Genomic DNA, 25,233 nt, shown 5'->3' with positions numbered 1-25,233 from the left:
CTCAATTTCTTGCAATCCTCGCTACGGACGCTTAAGTCCGACAGGCTGCTAGAAATGCAAGTTCTTTTTTGCACGTCGGAAGACGTGCAAAAAAGTCTCTACTTATTCCATTGCTCCAATACTTTCCCGCCATCACGAACGATACTGCAGACTGACAGCTCCCAACCGATAAAATGCTTAAAAGGCTGGACACCCTTTTCAGAGTCCGGTCAGAACAGAGTTAACCGTGAATGAATAAAACTTAAAAAAGGCAGTTATATCCACTAAGCATCCAACATAAGTCAAGAAATAACGTTATAAGTGCCAGGCTATTATCGCTATATATCCTTTTATTGATCTAGGTCAAACCCGCTTGATGCCAAACGAACTTATGCTTCAGAGATCGGGGACGCTGGTTGAATTCTTTTGACCAGTGCAGCCCTGCCATAAAAAACCCGGCAGGCCAGACTAACTCCATAAGCGCCTCAAGAAATCGCTTGGGTTACTCAGCAATAACACATCCAAGAAAGTCTGATCTGACATGCACCCCGCATAACTCTCTCTCGCAACACAAGGACAAGCGAATAGCGAGAGGGTCATGTTTGGTAACATAGGAAATTAATATGAAGCAGTGGATTCGACTGTCCCTCACGGCCAAAGTGCTGATCGGCATGGTGGCAGGTCTGGCTCTGGGCCTGATAATGCGTCAGTTTACAGGTAATACTTTTATTGAGCATTACCTGGTAAATGGCGTATTTAACGTCATCGGTCAAATCTTTCTGACCGCCCTGAAAATGATTGTAGTACCTCTGGTATTCACTTCTATCGTATGCGGAACTTGTTCTCTGAAAGACGTCACAGTACTGGGCCGTCTGGGCGGTAAAACAGTCGCCTTCTACCTGTTTACGACGTGTATTGCCATCAGTCTGGCTATGGGACTGGCACTGCTGGTCAGCCCGGGTGAAGGTGCCAACCTGGAAAGCGCTTCTTCTTATGCCGCTTCTACCGCACCTTCGTTGTCTGAAGTCATCATTGGCATGTTCCCAGCCAACCCCATTGAAGCCATGGCCTCCGGTAACACACTGCAAATCATCGTATTTGCCCTGCTGTTCGGGATTGCCATTGCCGCCGCAGGTAAGCCCGCTGAGCCTATTGTAAAGATTTTTGTGGCTCTGAACGAAGTCATGATGAAGCTGACTACCTTGATCATGAACCTGGCACCCTACGGTGTGATGGGTCTGTTGGCCAAGCTGTTCTACACAATTGATCTGGGTGCTATCGGCAACCTGATTCAGTATTTCCTGGTCGTTCTGGGGGCTCTGGCTCTGCAGCTGTTCATCACTTACTGTGGTCTGCTGAAAATCACTACAGGCCTGAGTCCACGCATTTTTCTGAAAAAAATGCAGGATGCCTTCATGTTTGCCTTTACTACTGCCTCCAGTAACGCCACTATCCCGGTCACTCTGGAAGGCGTAACCCGTCGTATGGGTGTTAGCAACAAGGTTGCCTCTTTCACTATACCTCTGGGCAGTACCATCAACATGGACGGTACCGCTATCATGCAGGGCGCTGCGACGGTCTTTATCGCCCAGGCCTTTGGTATTGACCTGAGTATGGGTGACTATCTGATGGTGATTGTCACTGCCACTCTGGCTTCCGTCGGCACTGCGGGTGTACCCGGCGTGGGTCTGGTTATGCTGGCGATGGTTCTGCAGCAGGTAGGCCTGCCTCTGGAAGGTATTGCCCTGATCATGGGTGTAGATCGACTGCTGGACATGGTACGTACCGCTGTGAATATAACAGGCGACAGTGTTGTAAGCTGTATCGTTGCCAAGAGCGAAGGCGAGATGGATCTAAAGGTTTATAACGATCTTGAAGCCGGTGAAAGCGATGAAAACATCGACTTCCACCACATCGGTGAGCAGCAGGCCCGGACTGTCTGATTGATGACTGACTAATCATGACGGAGCGTAGCTTTTCGGCTACGCTCCTCCCTCCGCCCTGACGCACCCATCCTTACCTCAAAGTTCAGCCAGTCATACTGCTCTAATGATCCTAATCAACAAACCCGCTTACGGCGTCAGAAATTCAGAGCATGCAGCAACGTGTACATAGCAGTTGCCGGTCGGAGATAAGATGACGAAGGAATGAGAGTTTCAGCGGAGTGCTATTGAACATAAAAATAAGCGGATTGGTTTACGGGCTGTGTGGATAATTGCTTTATTATCCTTCCATGTATACCCGGATGCTTGCGTTGCTTTTGCAATTCTTCTCAGCTCCGGTTTCCCTGTTGGTTGCTACACCACAAAAAAACATCCTGTAAACCAATCCGCTTGTACGGTCACCGACTTTTATTATTGTTATTATCTGTCGGTTCACCTGCCTCGTTATTATTTTTATTTTCGGCAGATTTTCTTGCTTTCGACCCTAAATATACAATCGGCGTGCCAGTTTTTTGAAAAATGGATACAGCCCTTGGCATACGTACAACCCGACATATAGATACATGTTTTTAGGTACTTTCGTACAACCTTAATGTGTTACCTTTGGGAAGTTGTCGCGTAACAGTGGGATATTGAAGTAACGTTTACAAACTTTCATAAGCTCAGAGCGCCCCATTCAACAGAGAGTTAGACCCTCAGAGATTTAAATTCCTGAGATTGCCCATATAGTGTCTTTTAACTTCACTTCAAATTCATCAGGAAAAATCATGACTACAGATAACCATTTTGACTACCTGGTCATTGGTGGCGGTAGCGGCGGCATCGGTACTGCCAATCGTGCTGCCATGCACGGCGCAAAAGTTGGCCTTATTGAAGCCAAACACCTCGGCGGTACCTGTGTAAACGTTGGCTGCGTCCCCAAGAAAGCCATGTGGTTTGCAGGACAGATTTCCGATGCCATTCACTATGGCCCCGATTACGGCTTTGACCTGAACCGTGAGGAAATCCTGAAAAACTTCAGCTGGAGCAAACTGGTCGAAAGCCGTGAGGCCTATATAGGCCGTATTCACCAGTCCTATGACCGTGTACTGGGTAATAACAAAGTCACCGTCATAAAAGGTTACGGTCGTTTTGTGGATGCCAGAACCGTTGAAGTGGACGGTGTTCTCTTCACAGCTGATCACATTACCATCGCTACCGGTGGTGAGCCTGCTATCCCATCGATTCCTGGTGCAGAATACGGCATTGATTCTGATGGCTTTTTTGAACTCACCGAGCGCCCTGAGCGTGTTGCGGTTCTGGGTGCAGGGTATATTGCGGTTGAGCTGGCGGGTGTTCTTCATGCCCTGGGTAGTGAAACCCATCTGTTGGTTCGCAGACACAAACCACTGCGCAGCTTCGACGACATGCTCTCCGATACTCTGGTTGAGATTATGGAAGCTGAAGGTCCGACCCTTCACACTCACTCTGTGCCCGAAAAGATCACCAAAGAAAGTGATGGAAGCCTGACTATTCATCTGGAAAATGGTAACAGTCTGACAGTTGATACCGTTATCTGGGCTGCAGGTCGTAAGCCTCACACCCACTCCATCAATCTGGAAGCAGCAGGCGTAGAAACCAACGAACGCGGCTACATTCCTGTGGATAAGTTCCAGAACACCAATGTATCGGGTATTTATGCGGTAGGCGACAACATTGGCAAGATCGAACTGACTCCTGTTGCGGTTGCTGCCGGACGTCGTCTGTCAGAGAGACTTTTTAACAATAAACCGGAAGAGCACCTGAACTACGACAATGTTGCGACTGTCGTCTTCAGTCACCCTACGATTGGCACCGTGGGTCTGAGCGAGAGCGAAGCCATTGAACGTCATGGCGAGGAAAACGTTAAGGTTTACACCAGTGGCTTTACTGCCATGTACAGTGCACTGACCAGTCACCGTCAGCCAAGTCGCATGAAGCTGGTTACCGTGGGTAAAGAAGAGAAGATTGTTGGTATTCACAGCATAGGTCACGGCTCCGACGAAATGCTGCAGGGTTTTGCAGTGGCGCTAAAAATGGGTGCAACCAAAGCAGACTTTGATAACACAGTGGCTATCCATCCAACCTCTGCAGAAGAGTTCGTCACTATGAGATGATCCTTTTTCTGGAGAGTTAGAAAAGAAGTGACAAATTGAAAAATGCCTTGTCAGTCAAATCTGTGGGTCATTTCTGGTTCAGGCAGGTTGCCCGGTTCATGATTTCAACGCCTGCCTGAATGGTTCAGCTGCTCCAATACACCAGTACACATTCTGGTCAGCCCGTTCATTAACGAAATCAGTGGAAATGTGGAGTTATAGGCTCCAAGATTTAACTGATCATTCATATTTAAAAAATTTTTCTCGCTTAGACGCTTGCCAGCACCATATGGATAGAGTGTTTCACTGAGGCGTTTATTATTTTTTACATGATTCAGGTAGCAGTCGGCCTGGTCATATTCACTCCCGGTGAGCTGATCAAAGCCTGACTCACAAGGCTGTAGTGCCGTCCAGTAGAGCACCTCCTGCGCTACCCGGCCAAGCCATTCCCGGTACTCCTGATCTTCCCGACCCAGTAAGGATTGGAGGTGATTGAGTGTGGCAGGCAGAGGCATCAGTCCCGACAGGAATTGATTGCAGGCTGATTCAATAAATGTGGCCGTTTCCTTAAGTGCCTTAGGGTTTTTGTAGTGATAACCATCATCCCTTTGGCGTAAACGTGACCGCACCAGAACCGCCGATACTATGATCTCACAAATACTATTGGCCAGGGCAACACGCTGAGAAACTATGGGCGGATAACAGTGATTGAGGGTGTCTTTCTGCCGTAAACAGTTCTGGATATCGCCAAAGGTTTCATAATCACCCAAGTCACGCATGCCACAGTGCCCAAAATCAATCTTATCGGTCGCAAGAGTATTCCACGCCGCTAATTTGCCAGGGTGAATATTGTCATGCATTAGATTCATGGCCGCATGCAAGGCGACCCAGCCCCGACCGCGATCAGTATCATGCAGGCACTGCAGCATACTGGTCGGCACCAGCCCCATGCTGGTCATGTAACCGGCATCGTGACAGGCCTTAAGGATGCCCTGCTCCGGGCGCTCCCGGGGGCAGTCACTTTCTGCTTCTGGCGAATGGGCATACCGGGCATAGGCGGCAGGTGCTGTATAGGAAAAGACATTGATATACTGCTGGCCGTGTCTTTCGGTCATCTCCACACGATCATCAAACTGGCTAATCAAACACCGCAGACCTTCGCGCAGGGGGAGTTGCATAAAAGCCTGGCACTTTGGCAACTCGCTCTTGAATGCCAGCCTTGGGGTAGTAGCGATGAATTGATAAAGCAGCCCCTCCCTGGCCAATGTTTCAAGGGGTTCCCCGGCTCTCTGGAATTTAAAATATGTGGCCTGGCCACCGACCTTCAGACATTGAATTGTCCGTCCACCGACAATCCGGACTGCTGAGTCGTTTGCCGGACACAGTTCTTCAGGTATATCATGCAGCCCAAACGATGAAGGCATATTCCTGGCAATGTATCGGTTGATGCTCTCACCATCAGCGGCTTTGGGCAGCGCAAATCCGGTGACCTTGTGAGCAGTTGAAATCAGAGGTAACAAAAACAGATTGGTACACCTGAATTGCAAAGGAGACTTATGACAAACCAGTGGTGCCGCTAATACCTGTTCCGGGAAGGTGTAACCCGGAGCATCTAATGATTCAATTAACCTGAGTTTTTCTTCCAGCGTCGAATGCGTATTCGACAAAAACATCAACTGAACGTTGGTTGGCACATAAGGCATTTTGTTAAGCTTTATTAATCTTATCTGCCATTCTTCTATGTTTGCATCCACTGTATCCATCATCTCTTTTGTAACTGATGCTTTCAGGCAGCACTCAGTCAAATTCAGGTTTTCCACGGGAACATATTTCAATACCGACACATCATGTTTTAATGCCTCATGAAGGATTGCCCCCTTTCTTATGTATTTGGGCACAAACTCCAGCGCATCGGGTGACAGGCTCAGGGCTAAAGAATACAGCTCAAACGCTTTATCATCTTCGACAAATCGTGAAAGGTTAATGTGTGCGGCACAGGCAAGAGGGGTGTTTACATGTTCCTTGTTGGTAAAGACTGACTTGAGGAATTCTTCAGTAATAAACTGCTCTGGAATATCATCCAATACTGTTATGCCACAAGTACAGGCAGTGCGATATATTTCCGTTTGTTGTGCTTGTGTTAGACATTCGGGAAGCTTCTTACACACGCGGCCACTTTTAGAGGCTGCCAGATACATTTCGAATGTTTTGACTGCTTCCGGGATGAATTCGAAGGCGTCGGCATCATTATCAACGGCCATTTGGCATAATGCTGCAGTTTTCAGTTTTTCAGGAACGTACTTTAATGCTAACCCATTGCGTCGACAGGCTAATTCACAAAGTTCTGCTGTTTTTTTATGGTCCGGATAATACTGCAGGGACCCGAAGCGTTCGATTGCAATGGTTAACAGGTGATCACTAACAGGTTTATTTTTCGGGTAACTGCTCAGCGCAGTGGGCGATTTTCTGCAGGCTATTTCAAAACGGGCATCAGTTTTTGCTTCGCGGGGAATGTCCTGAATAACGTCATCATATTTTTCAAACAGCAAGTCAAAAAAACCATCATACAGCCATTGTCTTTTTATCTTCTCAGGCACATAGCTAAGCGCATCACATTCCTCAAGTGCCAGAGCCCGATAGAATTCATCGGTCTTAATCCTTTCAGGTACATACTGCAAATTCCCATAATGAAATTTCGTGCATGCCTGCACACACAAATCGGGTGTTAACTTTTCCTGGGGTACCTGCTCTATATAATAAGGATTTTCTTTAATTTTCAGAAGGTAATCTTCAGAATCAAGCTGATCAGGGTCAGCATCGGGCGGTAGCTTCCCGAAGTATTTGATAAATGCTTTATAGTCGCTGACCGGCAATGGTTTCTGCTTGTCCATGCACACGGCAAACCTCTTCAGGAACTCTTTTAATTCATGACCAAGATTGCCTTGTGGTAAGTCATGTGTGGAAGCGGGGTAAGCTTGTACAGAAGACCATTCCATAGGGGATTGTGTAACAGCAGAAGGATCAGACATATTTCTGACGGGTAAGCCGTCTTGTTCACGCCCCTGCAAAACTTCTTTAACAAGGTATTTGCCCCAGGATTGAGCTGTTGGGTAGCCGGAGTGATCCTTTTGGAAGGGAGGAACCTCCTGGGCATCTTGCGGATTTTGACCAACAGGAGGAAAAGATGGGCTCCCTGAAAGATTCATTTTGCTGAACTCCCTGTTAGAAATAGCTATAAATGAATGATTATTTTTGAAATGTTCATAATCTTACGGATTTGATTATAAAATCAGTGAAAAGTTCCAGACGTCCATCCTAATCCGTGCAGGTAAGTGGCAAAGTTGCCCTCGGGGCTCAGCCTTGCAAGCGATTTTTGTCCATCAGCTCGTTTGAGTCTTGTTTCCTCGCACAGCCTTTCGTGGGGCAGCATTAGTGCAGAAAAGGGACTTTTGCCGCATTACTATGAACAGCAGGTATTGAATGACTTTTTGAAATTTGCTCAAGGAGTACCCCTCCCCGACCTAAAATATCAATTATCAAAAGATCACAAATGAAAGCACAAAAAGGCATTTTATTAGAAAATTACTGCGAGATAAGGAAATACTTAGTATATATAAAAGTATGGTCGTATATTTAACAATCTTCCCCAAAATAAACATAACCACTTGTTTTTATTATAATAATAAAGCAGCAAAGTAATATTCTTCAGTGTGAACGCTTTTCTCAGCCCGAATAAAAGACACCACTATTCACGAAATAAATAACAAAAATAAAAATAACAGGATTGTCACAAATGTTCACAAATCACAGAATGCAGTCACCGGGTCGGCAAGACTCCAACAATGAAGACTGATCATCAAACCACACTGATGACGTCGCAAAATGGAAGGACTGATCATGTCAAACTACCTGAACGATATTGACGCAATTGCTTCACTCAAAGCTACTCAGGGCTCTTCCTGGGAAGCGATCAATCCTGAATACGCTGCTCGCATGAAAGCGCAGAACCGTTTCAAGACCGGTCTGGATATTGCCCGCTACACCGCCAGGATCATGCGTGAAGACATGGCGGCTTACGACGCTGACACAGCTAAGTACACCCAGTCTCTGGGCTGCTGGCATGGATTCATCGGTCAGCAGAAAATGATCTCCATCAAAAAACATTTCAACAACACGGATCGTCGCTACCTTTACCTGTCTGGGTGGATGGTTGCTGCACTGCGCTCTGAGTTTGGTCCTCTGCCTGACCAGTCCATGCATGAGAAAACGTCTGTAGCCGGCCTGATTGAAGAACTATACACATTCCTGCGTCAGGCTGACGCCCGTGAACTGGGTGGCCTGTTCCGTGAACTGGACTCTGCCCGCAAGGCTGGCGATACCGCTAAAGAAGCAGACCTTCAGAGCCAGATCGACAACCATCAGACACACATTGTGCCTATCATTGCCGACATCGACGCTGGTTTCGGTAACGAAGAAGCCACTTACCTGCTGGCCAAGAAAATGATTGAAGCCGGTGCCTGCTGTATCCAGATTGAAAACCAGGTTTCCGATGAGAAGCAATGTGGTCACCAGGACGGTAAGGTAACCGTTCCTCACGAAGACTTCCTGGCCAAAATCCGCGCGGTTCGCTACGCCTTCCTGGAGCTGGGTGTAGATGACGGGGTAATTGTTGCCCGTACTGACTCCCTGGGTGCTGGCTTGACCAAACAGCTGGCGGTAACCAATCAACCGGGTGACCTGGGTGACCAGTACAACAGCTTCCTGGATGTTGAAGAAGTGACTCCAGAGAACATGAACAACGGTGACGTGATCATTAACCGTAACGGCAAGCTGGTTCGTCCCAAGCGTCTGCCCAGCAACCTGTTCCAGTTCCGTCAGGGCACCGGTGTTGAGCGTGTAGTTCTGGATTGCATCACTTCCCTGCAGAACGGCGCCGACTTGCTGTGGATTGAAACCGAAAAACCTCACGTTGGCCAGATCGCCGAGATGGTTAACAAGATTCGTGAAACCTGCCCTAACGCCAAGCTGGTTTACAACAATTCACCGTCCTTCAACTGGACTCTGAATTTCCGCCAGCAGGTATTCGATGCCTGGAGCGAACAAGGTAAAGACGTTTCTGCCTACGACCGTGCTCAACTGATGAGTGCAGAGTACGACGCAACTGAACTGGCCCAGGCGGCTGATGAGAAGATCCGTACCTTCCAGGCTGACGCTGCCCGTGAAGCAGGTATCTTCCACCACCTGATTACTCTGCCAACTTACCACACCGCCGCGCTGTCCACTGACAATCTGGCTAAAGAGTACTTTGGTGATCAGGGCATGCTGGGGTATGTAGCTAACGTTCAGCGCAAAGAAATTCGTCAGGGTATTGCCTGTGTTAAACATCAGAACATGGCTGGCTCAGACATGGGTGATGACCACAAAGAATACTTCTCTGGTGATGCTGCACTGAAAGCGGCCGGTGAAGACAATACCATGAATCAGTTTGGCTAAAGAATTCGCCTCCCCCGCGTGAATTTCACGCACCCAGTCAGGGCAGCTTCTCGCTGCCCTGACTCATTCTGACCAAGCAAAGCCCCGATTCATTGAGTAGACTTAGGATCAGCTGATCCCGGGCAATGTCCGTAGACACGGGACATTGAAATCAAACCTTAACACAACCTACCAAACTTTTACTCACAATACCCCTTTAAAAAAGAGAATTTATTCATTATTAAGAATAAATTTTCATTATCTCCCATTTCAAAGCTATCCACGACAATCTTTATACATATACAGAGAGACAGATATGACAGTACGTAAAAGCCGAAAATCGAAAAGTTTTGCTAACGGAAAACATACTATTCATGTAGTTAATTACCCTTTTCACTTAAAATCACATACTATACGTGATCGGAATTCATACCCGAGTACCTCTCAGGGATGAAGTTCGGATTGAGCCGGATTAGGGAGGCCCAGGCCATGAAAAACAGGGTCAAAAAAACACAGTGTTCTGACAAGCATCGTCTCCCGTAAAGAAAGACAGCTTTGAGCCATCGTCTTGCTCTGTACTGATGCGATGAAAAACGACGGTGAAGGCACAACTACTGGTCGGCAGCCCACGTCTGCCAGAACATTTTATAGCGACACTTGATAGCTACACTAGGTGACCGATATGCGGATAGGGATCCCTGGAGAGATTCAGGAAAACGAAAACCGGGTAGCCGCTACGCCTGATACGATAGGCAAGCTGCAAAAGCTCGGTTATGACGTCATCATTGAGAGTGGAGCTGGTATTAAAGCCAGCTTTGATGATGCAGCTTTTATAGAGGCTGGCGCTCAAATTGCAGAACGCTCAGAAGTCTGGGGTTCCGATATCGTCCTGAAAGTCAATGCACCTACAGACGACGAAATATCTCTATTAAAAGACGGCGCCACCTTGGCCAGCTTTATCTGGCCCGGTCAAAATGAAGAGCTTATGAACAAGCTCAGTGAGCGCAACATCAACGTGCTGGCTTTAGACAGCGTACCCCGGCTGTCCCGCTCCCAATCACTGGACGCCCTCAGCTCTATGGCTAATATTGGTGGCTATCGGGCTGTTGTCGAAGCTTCACATCACTTTGGCCGCTTCTTTAATGGCCAGATTACTGCTGCTGGTAAAATCCCACCTGCCAAAGTTATGGTTATTGGTGCCGGTGTTGCCGGTCTGGCCGCCCTGGGTGCTGCTGGCAGCATGGGAGCTATTGTCCGCGCTTTCGATACCCGTCCTGAAGTTAAGGAGCAGGTAGAAAGCATGGGGGCTGAATTCTTGGAGCTCGATTACGAAGAAGAACAGGACTCTTCCGACGGCTACGCCAAAGAGATGAGTCAGGCCTTTATTGACGCCGAGATGGCTCTGTTCATGGAACAGGCCAAAGAGGTCGACATCATTATCACCACCGCCCTGATTCCGGGTCGCCCGGCACCCAAGCTGATTCTGGAAGAGATGGTTAAAGCCATGAAGCCGGGCAGTGTTATTGTCGATCTGGCCGCACAGACCGGTGGTAACTGTGAGTGCACAGAAAAAGACAAGGTTGTGATCAGGCACGGTGTCACTGTCATCGGTTATACCGATCTACCCAGTCGGCTACCGACCCAGTCATCCCAGTTATACGGCACCAACCTGGTAAATATGCTGAAACTGATGACACCTGAGAAAGACGGCAACCTGGTCATCGACTTTGAGGACGAAGTAGTCCGTGGTCTCACCGTCGTGAAAGAGGGCAGTATCACCTGGCCTCCACCGCCTGTTAAAGTCAGTGCTGCTCAGGTAGCCAAACCGGCTCCAAAAGTTGATGAAGTCAAGAAAGATAAGCCTTCGCGCCCTTGGTTAAAGCCTGCCCTGATCGCTGCAGGTGCGGCCATCTTCGGATGGGTTGCCCATTCAGCTCCGGCCAGTTTTCTCGAGCACTTCACCGTATTTGTTCTGTCGTCCATCATTGGCTACTACGTCATCTGGAATGTTACTTCCGCCCTGCATACACCTCTGATGAGTGTGACCAACGCCATCAGCGGCATCATCGTTATTGGTGCCCTGATGCAAATGGGGAGTGACAACAATATTATTCTGGCTCTGTCGGGCATCGCCCTGTTGGTGGCGATGATCAATATTGTCGGTGGTTTCGCTGTGACCCAGCGGATGCTCAAGATGTTCATCAGAGATAATTAATCGCAGCGGGAGTTACAGGAATGTCACAAGGATTATTATCGTCCGCCTACCTGATAGCAGCACTGCTGTTTGTCATGAGTCTGGCAGGCCTCAGTCGTCAGGAGTCAGCCAAGAGCGGCAGTCTCTATGGCATGATCGGTATGGTCATCGCCGTGCTGGCCACTTTGGGATATGCGCACCTCGAAGGCTTCACTTATATCACCATTATGATGATTGTGGGCACAGCCACAGGTCTGTTCCTGGCCAGGAAAGTGGAAATGACCGAAATGCCACAGCTGGTTGCCATCCTCAATGGTTTTGGTGGTCTGGCGGCGGTATTGATCGGCTTTTCAAGCGCCATTGAATCTTCAGAATCAATGGCCAGGGCGGCTGCCAATCTGGTGTCGCCTGCTGATCAGCTGATTCACAGCATTGAAATTTTCATTGGCATTATCATTGGTGCAATCACCTTCAGCGGTTCGGTTGTTGCCTGCCTGAAACTGAATGGCAACATCAACAGCCGTCCAGTATCACTGCCCGGCGGCCACTGGACTAACCTGGGCCTGATTGTTCTGGCCATTCTTATGGGGGTCATATACGTACAGCAGGACAGTATTCTGGCACTCATTGTCATGACAGGTTTGGCCTTTGTTTTTGGTATCACTCTGGTTATGGGTATCGGTGGTGCAGATATGCCGGTAGTGGTTTCCATGCTGAATGCCTACTCAGGCCTGGCCGCTGCGGCTACTGGCTTCATGCTGGGAAACAATCTGCTGATCATCACAGGTGCCATGGTAGGCTCGTCAGGTGCCATACTCTCCTACCTGATGTGTGCTGCCATGAACAGATCCTTTATATCCGTTATTCTTGGTGGTTTTGGCACCGAAGGCGGCTCTGTAGCAGAAGGTGAGGAGCAAGGTGAATACACTGAGGTCAATGTGGAAGAAGTCGCTGAAATGCTGAAAAATGCTTCCAGTGTGATTATCACTCCCGGATACGGTATGGCCGTCGCCCAAGCTCAGCATCCCCTGAGAGAACTGGTCAATAAGTTGTTGGCTCAGAACACCAGGGTGCGCTTTGGCATTCACCCGGTTGCGGGTCGTCTGCCAGGCCATATGAACGTTTTGCTGGCTGAAGCAAAAGTGCCTTACGATATCGTTGAAGAGATGGATGAGATCAACGACGATTTTACCGAAACCGATGTCGTTCTGGTGATTGGTGCCAACGATACCGTAAACCCGGCAGCGGCAGAAGATCCAGGCAGTCCGATTGCGGGTATGCCGGTACTTCGTGTCTGGGAAGCAGAAAGGGTAGTGGTATTCAAACGATCCATGGCTACAGGCTATGCTGGCGTCCAGAACCCTCTTTTCTTTAAAGACAACTCTCGTATGCTTTTCGGAGACGCCCACGGCACCGTCGAAGGTATTCTTAAACAGTTCTGACATGAATACCCGGATAAAAGTCTTACTTCTATCCGGGTAAAGCAGTTGCTAGAAATTTGCTTCATGCAAGAAAGAGTATATTAAGCCTCATCACCTTGACGCTGCTGATTTTCTGGTACCGGATTTTCCGGTGCTGGGTTTTCAGGTACTGGATTCTCTGGCGATGGGTTTTCAGCTACTGGATTCTCTGGCGATGAGTTTTCAACTACTGGATTCTCTGGCGATGGGTTTTCAGGTACTGAGCCTCCCTCAGGTACTGGGTTTTCAGACACCGACAGCTTGCAGGCACCCGACAGCAAAACCGTGCTTTTTTCAGTTGATGAGCATTCTGGTAGCGGGCTTAAAGGTAGTGGCGACAGAACTATAGTGAGTCTGCTACTCTCCGCGAAGGGCACTGCATTAAAATAAGTAGGTGACCAGTTACTTTGAGGGTCTGTCACCACCGGACCGTATTCCCTGCCATCTACAGACAATGAAATCTGGTATGACTGCTCATCGGGATAATAAAATTTACCACCCGCAAATACGGTAAAAGTATAAGTAGGCCTATACACATCCGGACTGTCCAGAGACCAGCCTACACTTCCTTGAGGGTACTTGGCATCAGTCGGATGAGTATCATCATTCACATTCTGGAGACTGATATTGGTATTAATGGGAACGTAAACACCGGACTTTTCAACAGCATCCAGTGTGACCGACAAGCCACTCACCTTCCTGAAGTGCGTCAAAGCACTATATTCAAAGCCATCGGCCTTGGCACTGAAGCCGTAACCGATCCCCACCGTTTCGTCTCTGAATACCACATCTGCTGCGGACGCGAAACTGGAAAGAAATATACTAACGGGTAAAACCAGTAAAACTTTCATAACTAAAAAAAGCCTCTTCTGATGTTATAACCCTGAAAAATCATCAAGACGCATTAACCAGCATTAGGTTCGCTTCAACAATAACACCAATACCGGAGTCACCGTTTATTGATCTGTACAAAAATAAACGAACGTCACATGTCCACTTCTCGCCGACTCATTTGCGACCAACAACTAATTACGTCTAGTTACGTCGGCCGAAATGCAGCAGAACAAGAAGCTCGACCTTTAATGAAGTTTCCGGACTAAACCACCGCTCAATTATAGATACTCATTTCTATAACTGCTTTTTTTTACCGTGAAAAAAAATTTACACCGCCATTTTTTGTTCTCAAGGGCATGACTTTCCTGATATCGGAATATCCGTTCTGATCCGGCGAGCCTGCTGTTTCAATTGGTGACACTCTTCATCCTTAAGAAGCTGTCACAAAGCTGCTGCACTTCTCAGATAGAGCGTTCAACAGTGAGTGCCTGATAATCAGAGGCCGCGAATATTTTCAGCTTCCAGCTCAGCAAAGTATTTCAGGGTCTTCACCCGCAATTCCATGGTGGCTTCTTCATCACAGACGATCATGGCTTTCGGGTGCATCTGCATGGCAGAAATAGTCCACAGATGGTTCACGGAACCTTCGACCGCAGCATGGAGGGCATAAGCCTTATCTGCACCGGTGACCAGAATCATGACTTCACGGGCATCCATCAATGTGCCCACGCCAATGGTCAGGGCCAGTTCGGGTACCTGATCGATGTCGTTTTCGAAGAAACGGGAATTGGCCTGACGGGTCTTGTCAGTCAGGGTCTTGATGCGGGTGCGTGAAGACAGGGAAGAACCTGGCTCGTTAAAGGCAATATGGCCATCGTGACCGACTCCACCCATGAACAGATCAATGCCACCACAAGATTTGATCTTGTCCTCATAGCGCTGACATTCAGCTTCCAGGTCTGCAGGATTGCCGTTGAGCAGATTGATGTTTTCTTGGGGGATGTCAACATGCTCAAAGAAATTCTTGAACATGAAGGTGCGGTAAGATTCCGGATGATTGGCGGGGATACCCACGTATTCATCCATGTTAAAGGTCACTACATGCTTAAAGCTCACTTCGCCGGCACGGTTCATCTCAATCAGGTTCTTGTAGGTAGCCAAAGGTGTGCTGCCTGTTGGCAGACCCAGAACAAAAGGCTTCTCTGCCGTTGGCTTGAATTCGTTGATCCGTCTGGCAATGTGCCTGGCGGCCCATTTGCCCACGTCGGGTTTAGCGGATAGAGGAATTAAGCGCATAGTTTATCCTTCTGGTTGCAGACTTTCAGAATTCTGTTTAGCCGGACGATGAACATTTGTCACCCTTTTTTCGGCGTGATGTAACCGGTCACATTATCACCCCTGCACATACCGGCCTATCTCACAGATCAATGTTTCGTGAAAAAGAGACGAATTTCTCTTATTCTCTACTATCCGCTCCTCTTTCTGGTTAATCCAAAATACATGCGCATTCTTCACACGTCTGACTGGCATCTTGGTCAACACTTTATGGGCAAGAGCCGAGAGCCTGAACATCAGGCATTTATCCGCTGGTTGCTAAAAACCGTCGACGAGAATTCTGTGGATGCCATTATTATCGCCGGTGATATTTTTGATACCGGAACACCTCCCAGCTATGCACGAACGCTCTACAACCGCTTCATTGTCGACCTCCAGAAAACCTGCTGCCAGCAGCTGATTATTGTCGGAGGCAACCATGACTCGGTCGCAACCTTAAATGAGTCCAGAGATTTATTGGCCTGCCTGAATACCCATGTGATCGGTGGCGTTACAGAAAACCCGCAGGACCAGATAGTGGTTTTAAAGAACCATCAGGGAGAGCCCGGCGCAGTCGTGTGTGCCATACCTTTTATCCGCCCCAGAGATGTTCTGGAAAGTCAGGCAGGTGACAGCGATACCGATAAGCAGCAAGCCCTGCAGAACGCAATCGCCAGGCACTATCAGGAAGTATTTAAACTGGCCTCCGATAAACATCTGCCAACCATAGCAACAGGGCACCTGACCACAGTGGGTGGACAAATGACTGAGTCGGTGCGGGACATTTATATAGGAACCTTGTCGGCTTTTCCGGCCAGTGCTTTCCCTCCGGCTGACTATATAGCCCTCGGACACCTGCACCGCGCCCAGAAAGTCTCGGATCAGGCACATATTCGCTACTCAGGCTCTCCCATCCCACTGAGCTTTGATGAGACATCCTGCCGCAAACAAGTTGTGCTGGTTGACCTTGAGTCCGGTGCTGCGCCAGACATCACAGAGCTGGAAGTGCCCACATTTCGTTGCCTCAAAAGCCTCAAAGGCAATTTGGACACCATTCAGGATGCGCTGGAAAAGATCGATGACGAATGCCCACTGACCACCTGGCTGGAATTGGAAGTCAGCACTGATGACTACCTCACCGATCTGCAAAAACCAATACAGATCATGCTGGAAGAGAGAAATCTGGAAGTATTAAGAGTGCGTCGAAAGCGCGAAATCAACCGTGCTGCTCTGCGAAGCGAGAGCAAAGAAACGCTTGACGAGCTTGATGTCTCTGAAGTATTTGCCCGTCGACTGGGCGACGAAGATATTGATGAGCAACGCGCAGCCACTCTCAGTCAGGCTTTTAATGAAATCCTTGCCACTCTGGATGAACCGGAAGAAGACCGCAACACCTCTGAGCCTGAGGACGAGAAGGAGTCAATGGTTTGAAAATCCTCAGTCTACGTCTGAAAAACATCAACTCGCTAAAAGGTGAGTGGAAAATTGATTTCACCGAAGATAACTTCCGCAACAACGGCTTTTTTGCCATCACCGGCCCAACGGGGGCGGGAAAAACCACGTTACTGGATGCCATCTGTCTGGCTCTTTATCATCAGACACCTCGACTGAGCAGCGTCTCAGCCAACGATAACGAGTTGATGACACGTCATACGTCAGAATCTCTGGCGGAAGTGGAATTTGAAGTTCGGGGACAGGGCTATCGTTCATTCTGGTCCCAGCGTCGGGCCAGAGGCAAAGCAGACGGTAAGTTGCAGAGTCCACAAGTGGAGCTGGCGAAACTGGATGGCGCCATTATGACCAGCCGCATCAACGACAAATTAAAAATCGTCAGTGACATCACCGGTCTGGACTTTGGTCGTTTCACCAAGTCCATGATGTTGGCCCAAGGGGGCTTTGCTGCTTTTCTGCAGGCCAGCGCCAATGACCGGGCCGGGCTTCTGGAAGAACTGACAGGCACGGATATCTACGGAGAAATTTCCCGCCGGGTGTTTGAGCGAGCACGATCAGAGCAGGAAACACTCAACCTTCTACAGGCCAGAACCGAAGGCGTTGAGCTGCTGGACGACAGTGTTATGGAAAATCTGGCTAAAGAGCAGACCGACCTGACGGAATCCAGCCGCAGGATACAGAGCCAGATTGATGAACTGAACAGACAACATACCTGGCTGGAAAAAAAAGCAGAGCTTGAGCAAGAAAAGCAAGCGTCCGAGCATTTACACCTGCAAAATGTGGAACAACAGGAAGCCCATCGTGAAACCCTGAAAAAACTGGACGAATCGATTCCTGCTCTGGAAATAAAGCCCGTCTATGATCAGCTATCGACCCTGAGGGCGGCGGCTGCTCATCGTCAGAAACAGTTGGATGATCTGTCAGAGAAAGAACAAACCCTCAAGGAAACCCTGACGGAAAAAGAACAGGCTAGCAAAAGTGCACAGGAAAACCTCAAGCAGGTCAAACAGCAGAAAGCAGAAACCGAGCAGTTGATAGCTGATCAGATCATTCCGCTGGATCTTCAAATCGCCGAAGCCCAACGCAGTCAGGCCGAGCTGTCTGAAGCACAGAAAGAACGTCAGAAAACATTTCAAAGTCTGGAAGAGCAGTACTCAACACAACAACAGAATCGCCAACAACTTCAGCACGCTCTAAAACAGGCCTCTGACTACCTGGCCCAACATGCTCAACATGAGAAGCTGGCAGAACAGCTGCCGCTCTGGCGTTCGCAGTTTGGTCAAAGAAAGTCTCTGGTCAAACAGATTCATCAGCTCAGACACTCGCTTCAAGAACAGCATAGCCGGATTGAGAAGGACAGCACCCGACACGAACAGTTGCTGGAACAGCAAAAAGTCAGTGAGGAAAGGTTAGCCCGGTCCCGTCAATGGTTGGAGCAACGGCAGACTCAACGCCAGCATTGGCTTCAGGGTCAGGAAGAGTCTTTAATCAGGCGACAACAACACGCCATGATGGAAAAAGTGCCACTGTGCCAGCAGCTGAAAACGCTGGTTAAGCAGCATCTTGAAAACCACACCAGCCTGTGTGCAGAAAAAACGACACTGGATGAAAATAGCAGGCAACTCACCGCTGTTCGGGCAGAACTGACTCAGCAAAGGGAACTATACAGAAAAGAAACTCAGCACCTGAAAGATCTGGAAACCCTGCTGCTTCAAGAGAAAACGATTGCCAGCCTTAGTGAGCATCGTAATCAACTGAGAGATGGCGAAGCCTGTCCACTCTGTGGCTCAAAAACACACCCTGCTGTACAGAGTTATCAACAGGTAGACGTCGATTCCACTTTTTATCGACAGGAAGAAAAGAAGCAGCTTGTGGCAGAACTGGAGCAGCAGGGAACCCGGAAAAAGCAGCTGGAAACAGAACTCAAAACGCTGTGCACCACATCAGAAAAGCGCATTCTGGAATTACAGGATTGGCAGGCATCAACGCAGAAAGAGTGGCAGAAGCTTTGTCAGTCATTTCAGATTCAGCTGAATATCTCTGACACTGAACAGGTTCACACCTGGCTAAACAACACCAGAGAGCAGCTGTCAGCCATTAATGAGCGAGTCAAACAGCTGGATACGATCAACCAGCAACTGCAAAGCGCCCAACAGACGGCAACTCGGGAACAGCAGCAGCTTGATCAGAAACAGTCTCAATTGGCTCTGTTGCAACAACAGCTGAGTCAGGCTTCGGCACAAGTCGGAACAATGACTCAGCAGCTCTCAGGGCAGGAACAAGAACTGAGCCAGTTGGAGCTCGCCCTTCATCACTCTCTTGAAACCGCGCTTCCGGCACTTGAAAACCAGGACGGTTGGCTCATTGAACAAAAAGCGTTGAAAGATCGCTGGCAAACATGCCATCAGCAGAGTCTGGAGCAACAACAGGCACTGCAAACGCTTAATCATGAAATACAGATGCTTGAGCAGAATCTGCTTCAGTCCCGACAACAGGCTGATCAATTAAACCGGCAACTGGAACAGATCGAAAGAGAGCAGGCTGATCGCAAAGACATGAGATTCACACTGTTTGGCGAACTGAAGGTCAGCGAGGAACGCAGCAGGATCGAACAGGCTATAGTCACCGCTGAACAAAGCGTTAGTAGCGCAGATAAAGGGTTGCAGACAGCGTTGCGCGCTGTCAGCGAACTGTCCGGCTCTATCCGACAACACCTTAATGACCAAACAACTCATCAGTCAGAACTGGAGGGAAAAGAGGCACACTGGCAGAGCACTCTGGAAGACAGTCCTTTTGATTCCAGCGAACAGTTTGAGCAGTCCCTGCTTGCTCCTGAACAACGTACAGAACTGGAAGCACTGAAAAACACTCTGGACAAGGCCATTGCGCGCAGTACCGAACGTTGCAAACTCGCGGCTGCCTCGTTGGAAAAGCTATTGCAGGAAGCTCTGACTGAACAGGCCTCTGAAGAGATTCTGACTTGCCTGAAACAACAGACCGCAGAGCTGAGCCTGAACAATCAGCGACTGGGTGAAATCCGACAGGCACTCACTGAAGATCAGAAAAAGCGTCAGCAGTTGTCTGGCTGGGTAGATGAAATTAGCCGCCAGAAACAGCAGTTTGCCGTCTGGGAACATCTCAACAGCCTGATTGGTTCGGCAAAAGGCGACAAGTTTCGTAAGTTTGCCCAGGGACTGACCCTCGACCACCTCATTTACCTCGCCAACCAGCAGTTACAAAGGCTGCATGGTCGTTACCAGCTAAACAGAAAAGCAGGCGAAGCTCTCAGCATGGAAGTCATTGATACCTGGCAGGGTGATACTGCCCGGGATATCAAAACCCTCTCAGGAGGAGAGAGCTTTCTGGTCAGTCTGGCACTGGCACTGGCCTTGTCTGATCTGGTCAGTCACAAAACCAGTATTGATTCGCTCTTTCTGGACGAAGGCTTCGGCACACTGGATCAGGAGACACTGGAAGTAGCGCTGGATGCCCTGGACAACCTGAACGCTTCAGGAAAGATGGTAGGCGTTATCTCACATATTGAATCACTGAAAGAAAGGATTCCTACGCGTATTGAAGTGAGGAAAGAGACTGGGTTGGGATACAGTACTCTGGACAAGCGTTATGCTGTGGCCAAGTAGACGACATTGGTCTTTACTTCTCAAGGGAAACCGGCACTGTTCATCAGGTCTTATCAGGAAGATCCACTAAAAGATCCGAAAGAACTCTTGAAAGATAGCGTTATCTCTTTCGACGGCCAGAAGAACTCAGTATTAGATGACTGGGAGGTGCTGCAATGATTGCATCAGATCAGTCACCAGGTTCAGCTCAGTGAAAACTGTACGGTGAGAGCTAAGGACTCAACAGCAGCTTCACTGTTTCAGCCTTAACCTGCCCTGGCTCTCCGGTCTCCAGCAATCGTATGCTCTGAACGCTGAGTCCTCTGGCGTACATATCCGCAAACCCGTTCACAAAGGACGCCACCGAGCCTTTCCTGATGTAGATTTCAGCCTGCTGGGCATTGCCCTCTCTGACACCAATCCGTAAGCCGTTGTCGTCAGCTATCTGCTGCATCAGCATCTGCCAGTCTGCCAGATTAGTGGGCTCTGCTTTTGGCATGGCCATTTCTTCCGACTGAAGCTGGGCTCTTTCCAACAGTTGGGTCAGCTCCGGAGCGGGACTGACAGGCTTTTCAACCGGTTTAAACTTTAGATACAAGACAGTGGCTCCGGCCAGAACGAGAGCAAACAATAGAATTCTCATAAAGATTTTATTCATGGAATTTCCATTAACAGGAAGAATGACCCAGTCAACCAGGGTGGCTGATGCAAATTCAGGTTTAATGATAACCTTTCCTGTGATCTATAAACCCAAGTTCCTTCCTCTGTCAATAGTATCCATCTACCCGGCAGTTACTCTGAGTTCTCTTTGGTTTCTGGTCTACAATGGGCGATAGATATCCAGTACCCTTGAGTCACACCTGAAGACCCTGCTTCTTCACTTGCTGAAATACCAGTACCAAACTCAGGTTATCAACCCGGTCTTGCCTTCTCTCGACTTACCCGACTCTAAAGAGGCGGGGCTGCAGCCTTAATTTCGTTCAAAGATGGTGCTGAAGGAACTGGGTTATCTGTGAGGAATCCATGTGGCATGTTTTGAAAAAAACCTTTCTCCTTCAGGTAAGACAAACCCCTCTCCATCTTCAATAGTGTTAAAGTTTTGTTCGCCTGTATAAAACCAGTTTTTTACTGCATCAATAAGCAGGTCTTTTTCTATCTCTGTTAATATTTTGCTTCCGTCATGATAGTCGTCGTCCACGATATTCAAGCTTATGGAGTTAAATACCCACTCCTGACTATCAGGATTGTAAGAAAAACCACAACCAATAACAGAACTATCTGGATATTCTCCAAAAACCGATTTATAAAGCTTTCCATGTATTTGTGACGGGAATGATGACTTGATACCTTTTATAGCCTGAGTCCTTTGAATAATAATGTAACCAGCCTTGCAATGAACTCCATTTTTTACCCAATCTAACTTGCCATCTGCGGAATAAAGCATGATGCCCGCTAAGCGTTCATTTCCATACAGGCTTTTAGGTTTGTAGGAATGACAGGATACGTGAAGAAACCTTAATGGTATTTGTTTGATGGGTTCTCCTCTCTCATAACGCGTAAGCAGTGAATTTATTTCCGCTTCTCCGTGATGCATAATGATGGTTCCTGAGCCACTGAATCTAAGCACGAGATGAATAGTGCTTTCATTTAAAATCTTATAATCAGAAAGGGTTTTGTTCGTTTCTCCTTCTAATTCGTTGCCACCAAAAACAAGTCTCATTTGATCAGGAGGGGTGCCCTCCTTATCGTGTATAAGTTCTTTTAAGTACTCAAGTCTTACATGGGGAGAAACGTAGAGTGTAATTATGTTTCCGTTAATGAATCTGCAGAAAATATATATTTTATCTGTTGCATTTAGATCTCTTAATCGTTCAGAAACTTCGTCAGAAAAATCATAATTTCCAATATAATTCGCCATGTACTCCATTATTTGATCAAGCTCTCTGTTTTTATAACAGGTTTCGAATGGATCTTCATAATCACCATACTTAACCATATGCTCAGCCAGTTTTTTTCGTTTGCGTAGCATAGCAACTATGGGCAGAGTCAAATACTGCCACTTTTCTTGCAGCATTACGGAAAGAAAAGAAGAACCCCCACTGCTAAGCTGATCATAATCTTTGAAAGACAATACACTGCCATAGCGGTTTAGGTAATCAACCACGGTTGGGTTTTCAATTATTTCTGACACTGGAGGAATGTCTGTATCGCCAGTTCGGTCAATATCTGTCAAAAGGACAGCAACACCATCAACCGTCTCTACCCAGGTTTTATAAGCTTTTTTCTCTTTTTTCCTGAGAACATCCAGCTTATCTAAATAAAAATGACGTCTACCCACTTTAAGCAAGTAATGGTGATGAGGTTCTGAAAAACTGGCATCTGCTTCCAACGGATCCTTTCCATCCTCTCCCTGCGGCGCTCCAGCTCCCTGTTTCTGAATACTACCACTCTTTGGCACTTTTGATGCGCTGGGCTGTGAATTGGTTGACTGACTGTTTGCTGACGCTTCACCAGATGGTGGTTGCTTTGATTGAGTACTCTGGCTTCCACCTAATTGATGAATCGCTGCTTCAGGAAGTAGGTTGTTGAGGGCATTTTGCAACGCGTCTATTTCAAAGTTTAAATCTAAATCCTGATGAGGTTGTTCCAAGATTGATGCAAGCTGCTCTTCAAGTACGCCCTGCAAAGCCAGGCTGTATTCTCCCGACTGTCCGATTTCAAGCAGTGCATCTATAAATGCCTCAAGACCAGTGAGCCTTGGTTTTAGCCACAACATCAATTCTCTTGTACTACTCATATGTTTTAATAATTGCTGATATTGCAAGGGGCTGAGAAACAGGTCATCAGTAGGCTGACCATTTATGTTAATAAGTAATCTAACACCTGATTCGTCATCCCTGCTTCCAAAGAGCCAGCTTTTTACTCTCTCGCTCGGCAGTATCCTGTTCCAATCCCAGTCCAACCTCATGACAGGCAATATATCCATACTCCAGTCTGTACTGACTTGTTGTGGAATCCAACCCGGTCGCTTTTTCCGGTAGTCATCGTCAAACCAAAAACCGCCATCGCTGTCAGGTGAATAATTCAAATCTGATTTTGGTTCAAGCACTCCTCCAATGAGATCTGAACTGGAAGAAGAAAGGTGGTTTTTGCTCTTTTTCTTTTTTTGGCTGACCGCCATTATCGGTTGGTCAGAAAACAAATATTGCCCAATCTTGTAGGGGTATTGCTCTAAAGTCGCTGGGGGGCAGAGACAAGGATTTTTAAGTGTTAAATATGATTGTGGATTCTTAATGACCAAACTGAAAGTATTTATTGGGGGGAAGTGGCCTAATCGCATCATATCAACAGGGGCTTCACCGTCTATACTAATCTCTTCTGAACACGCAACAATGTGTTGATAGGGTTCGGCAAATAATGTTATCGAAATTTGGTCTGAAGATGATGCCCCCGGCTGAATTGATTTAACTTTTAAGCTGGATTTTACTTGATACTCCTGGTTTTCCAACAAAGGTGGAAGCCATTCAAGTGTCGTAACTTTTTCTGCATTAGCCAGGCTTGGAAAGATATAGACTCCCCACAATATCACACCCCATTCTATAATTGACCAAGTGAAGTTCTTTATTATTTTTCCCCCGTTGTTATTTGTTTGTGTTTCATAAAAAAAATTCATAATACAACACCCAACCCTTTTATGGCGCTCATAATCTCATCCCGCCGGGTACTGGAAAGCTCAGCCCGTATAAATCCTCTTAATTCCTTACTTTTGATATCCAGAGCATCCGCCAAAATACGAGCGTCATACCCCTGATGGACCAGCTGCGCCTCAGTGCTACTCAGGTCATAAGCCAGTACTGATTTAACCCGCTCTTCGGTAACAGGCTTGATTCCGGCATGAAGGCCTTCCGTCAGCACCAAACTCAGATACTGGTTGATTTGCAGTGGTGTCGCCAGTGCTTCTGCCAAGTATTCAACAGCTTCCGGTTTGATGATGCTTTCTGGCTTCGTCTTTGGTTGAAGGCATTGGGTGAATAGCCACTGAATGTAATCCTTTTTGTGCTTGTGAAAGCTGTCCAGGGTGAAAGTGGTGGCTCTCGTGCCTATCTCTTCCATCACCGGGCGTTTGAGGTCATTGCTGAGTTTGGGGTGTCCTGTCAATACAGTCACCAACTCATCCAGACCGGGGCGCTCTGACTTGGCACCACAAACAACATCCTGAAAAATCCTATTACATCCAGCTTCTTCAAGGGCTTCGATCTGGGGAGTTAGATTCAGGTCACGTGTACTGACACGGGCATAACCGAGTTTCATGGCAATTGGGAGGAAACAGCAATGTTCGTATTAGTCAATAACTGCCTGAAAAATAGACGGCAGATTGGTTGACGTCAAAGATGGACTTCAGGTTTTCGCCATGCTCTGTGGATTGGCTGACAAGGGCTTTGAGTTATTTGCAACTAAGCGGAAAAATGTGTCAGGGGAGGCGCAGCCCAACAGCAGCGAGCTATAGCCAAATAGCACATAAAAGCTCACGTGCTCTTGTCATGGCAACATAATACTTGGATATTTCAGAATCTTTTGCTGTTTTTTCAGGGCTTTTCATATCAGTGATGATAATAACGTCGTTTTCAATGCTCTTGAAATGCCTGATCTCTGCAAAGGTAATGGTTTGATGCGGAAAGTATCGGACAGCGTATTCATCCAGTGGAGTGATGAAGTGATTTTGGCTGACGGTCGGATGTGCTGCCTGTGATTGTCGGTAAGCCAGTGGTGACAGGATGGTGATTGATGATGCAGAGACCGCTACTAAAAATCTAACATAATCTGTAATTATGTAGACTTATCTACGCCGTC

General features: G+C 47.7%; 13 protein-coding genes. 7 read left to right on the top strand and 6 right to left on the bottom strand.

The annotated features are described in order from the left end of the window. The first annotated feature begins 602 nt into the window (after nt 1–602). Nucleotides 603–1,922 (top strand): dicarboxylate/amino acid:cation symporter, encoded by a 1,320-nt coding sequence (locus KDK18_RS07430; RefSeq protein WP_257254255.1) that lies wholly within the window; start codon nt 603–605, stop codon nt 1,920–1,922. A 767-nt stretch (nt 1,923–2,689) separates the two neighbouring features. Beyond that, nucleotides 2,690–4,057, top strand: coding sequence for a glutathione-disulfide reductase (gene gorA, locus KDK18_RS07425; protein WP_257254254.1), 1,368 nt, complete (start codon nt 2,690–2,692; stop codon nt 4,055–4,057). 104 nt (nt 4,058–4,161) lie between these two features. Here the strand turns inward: gorA and KDK18_RS07420 are convergent, their stop codons facing one another. Further along, complete coding sequence (locus KDK18_RS07420; RefSeq protein WP_257254252.1) at nt 4,162–7,242, bottom strand: DUF4116 domain-containing protein; 3,081 nt, start codon at nt 7,240–7,242, stop codon at nt 4,162–4,164. A gap of 691 nt (nt 7,243–7,933) precedes the next feature. Between KDK18_RS07420 and KDK18_RS07415 the strand changes: the two genes are divergently transcribed. From KDK18_RS07415 to pntB, 3 genes are all read left to right on the top strand, one after another. Then, entirely contained in the window at nt 7,934–9,529 is a 1,596-nt protein-coding gene (locus KDK18_RS07415) for an isocitrate lyase (protein ID WP_257254251.1), read from the top strand. Between the two features lie 661 nt (nt 9,530–10,190). Beyond that, a complete protein-coding gene (locus tag KDK18_RS07410; RefSeq protein ID WP_257254250.1) occupies nt 10,191–11,723 on the top strand; it encodes a Re/Si-specific NAD(P)(+) transhydrogenase subunit alpha in 1,533 nt (510 codons plus the stop codon). A gap of 20 nt (nt 11,724–11,743) precedes the next feature. Continuing rightward, nucleotides 11,744–13,144: a Re/Si-specific NAD(P)(+) transhydrogenase subunit beta gene (gene pntB / locus KDK18_RS07405; protein ID WP_257254249.1), complete on the top strand. Its 1,401-nt coding sequence runs from the start codon at nt 11,744–11,746 to the stop codon at nt 13,142–13,144. An 80-nt stretch (nt 13,145–13,224) separates the two neighbouring features. On the opposite strand, the gene KDK18_RS07400 is transcribed toward pntB, so the two are convergent. Together KDK18_RS07400 and nagB are read right to left on the bottom strand one after the other, a co-directional pair. Beyond that, nucleotides 13,225–14,013 (bottom strand): hypothetical protein, encoded by a 789-nt coding sequence (locus KDK18_RS07400; protein ID WP_257254248.1) that lies wholly within the window; start codon nt 14,011–14,013, stop codon nt 13,225–13,227. Between the two features lie 478 nt (nt 14,014–14,491). Further along, nucleotides 14,492–15,292 (bottom strand): glucosamine-6-phosphate deaminase, encoded by an 801-nt coding sequence (gene nagB, locus KDK18_RS07395; protein ID WP_257254246.1) that lies wholly within the window; start codon nt 15,290–15,292, stop codon nt 14,492–14,494. Between the two features lie 204 nt (nt 15,293–15,496). Between nagB and sbcD the strand changes: the two genes are divergently transcribed. Then, nucleotides 15,497–16,741, top strand: a complete 1,245-nt coding sequence (gene sbcD, locus KDK18_RS07390; RefSeq protein ID WP_257254245.1) for an exonuclease subunit SbcD — start codon at nt 15,497–15,499, stop codon at nt 16,739–16,741. Further along, entirely contained in the window at nt 16,738–20,403 is a 3,666-nt protein-coding gene (locus KDK18_RS07385; RefSeq protein WP_257254244.1) for an AAA family ATPase, read from the top strand. Before sbcD ends, KDK18_RS07385 begins: the two co-directional genes overlap by 4 nt. Nucleotides 20,404–20,614: 211 nt before the next feature. On the opposite strand, the gene KDK18_RS07380 is transcribed toward KDK18_RS07385, so the two are convergent. From KDK18_RS07380 to KDK18_RS07370, 3 genes are all read right to left on the bottom strand, one after another. Next, a complete protein-coding gene (locus tag KDK18_RS07380; protein ID WP_257254243.1) occupies nt 20,615–21,040 on the bottom strand; it encodes a hypothetical protein in 426 nt (141 codons plus the stop codon). A gap of 348 nt (nt 21,041–21,388) precedes the next feature. Beyond that, nucleotides 21,389–24,055, bottom strand: a complete 2,667-nt coding sequence (locus KDK18_RS07375) for a ubiquitin-like protein (RefSeq protein ID WP_257254242.1) — start codon at nt 24,053–24,055, stop codon at nt 21,389–21,391. Beyond that, complete coding sequence (locus KDK18_RS07370; protein ID WP_257254241.1) at nt 24,052–24,693, bottom strand: recombinase family protein; 642 nt, start codon at nt 24,691–24,693, stop codon at nt 24,052–24,054. The genes KDK18_RS07375 and KDK18_RS07370 overlap by 4 nt, the downstream gene beginning before the upstream one ends. Between the last annotated feature and the right edge of the window lie 540 nt (nt 24,694–25,233).

The organism is Endozoicomonas sp. SESOKO3, from assembly GCF_024606255.1.
The sequence above is the reverse complement of the archived record's forward strand: the minus strand, read 5'-3'. Positions and strand labels throughout refer to the sequence as shown.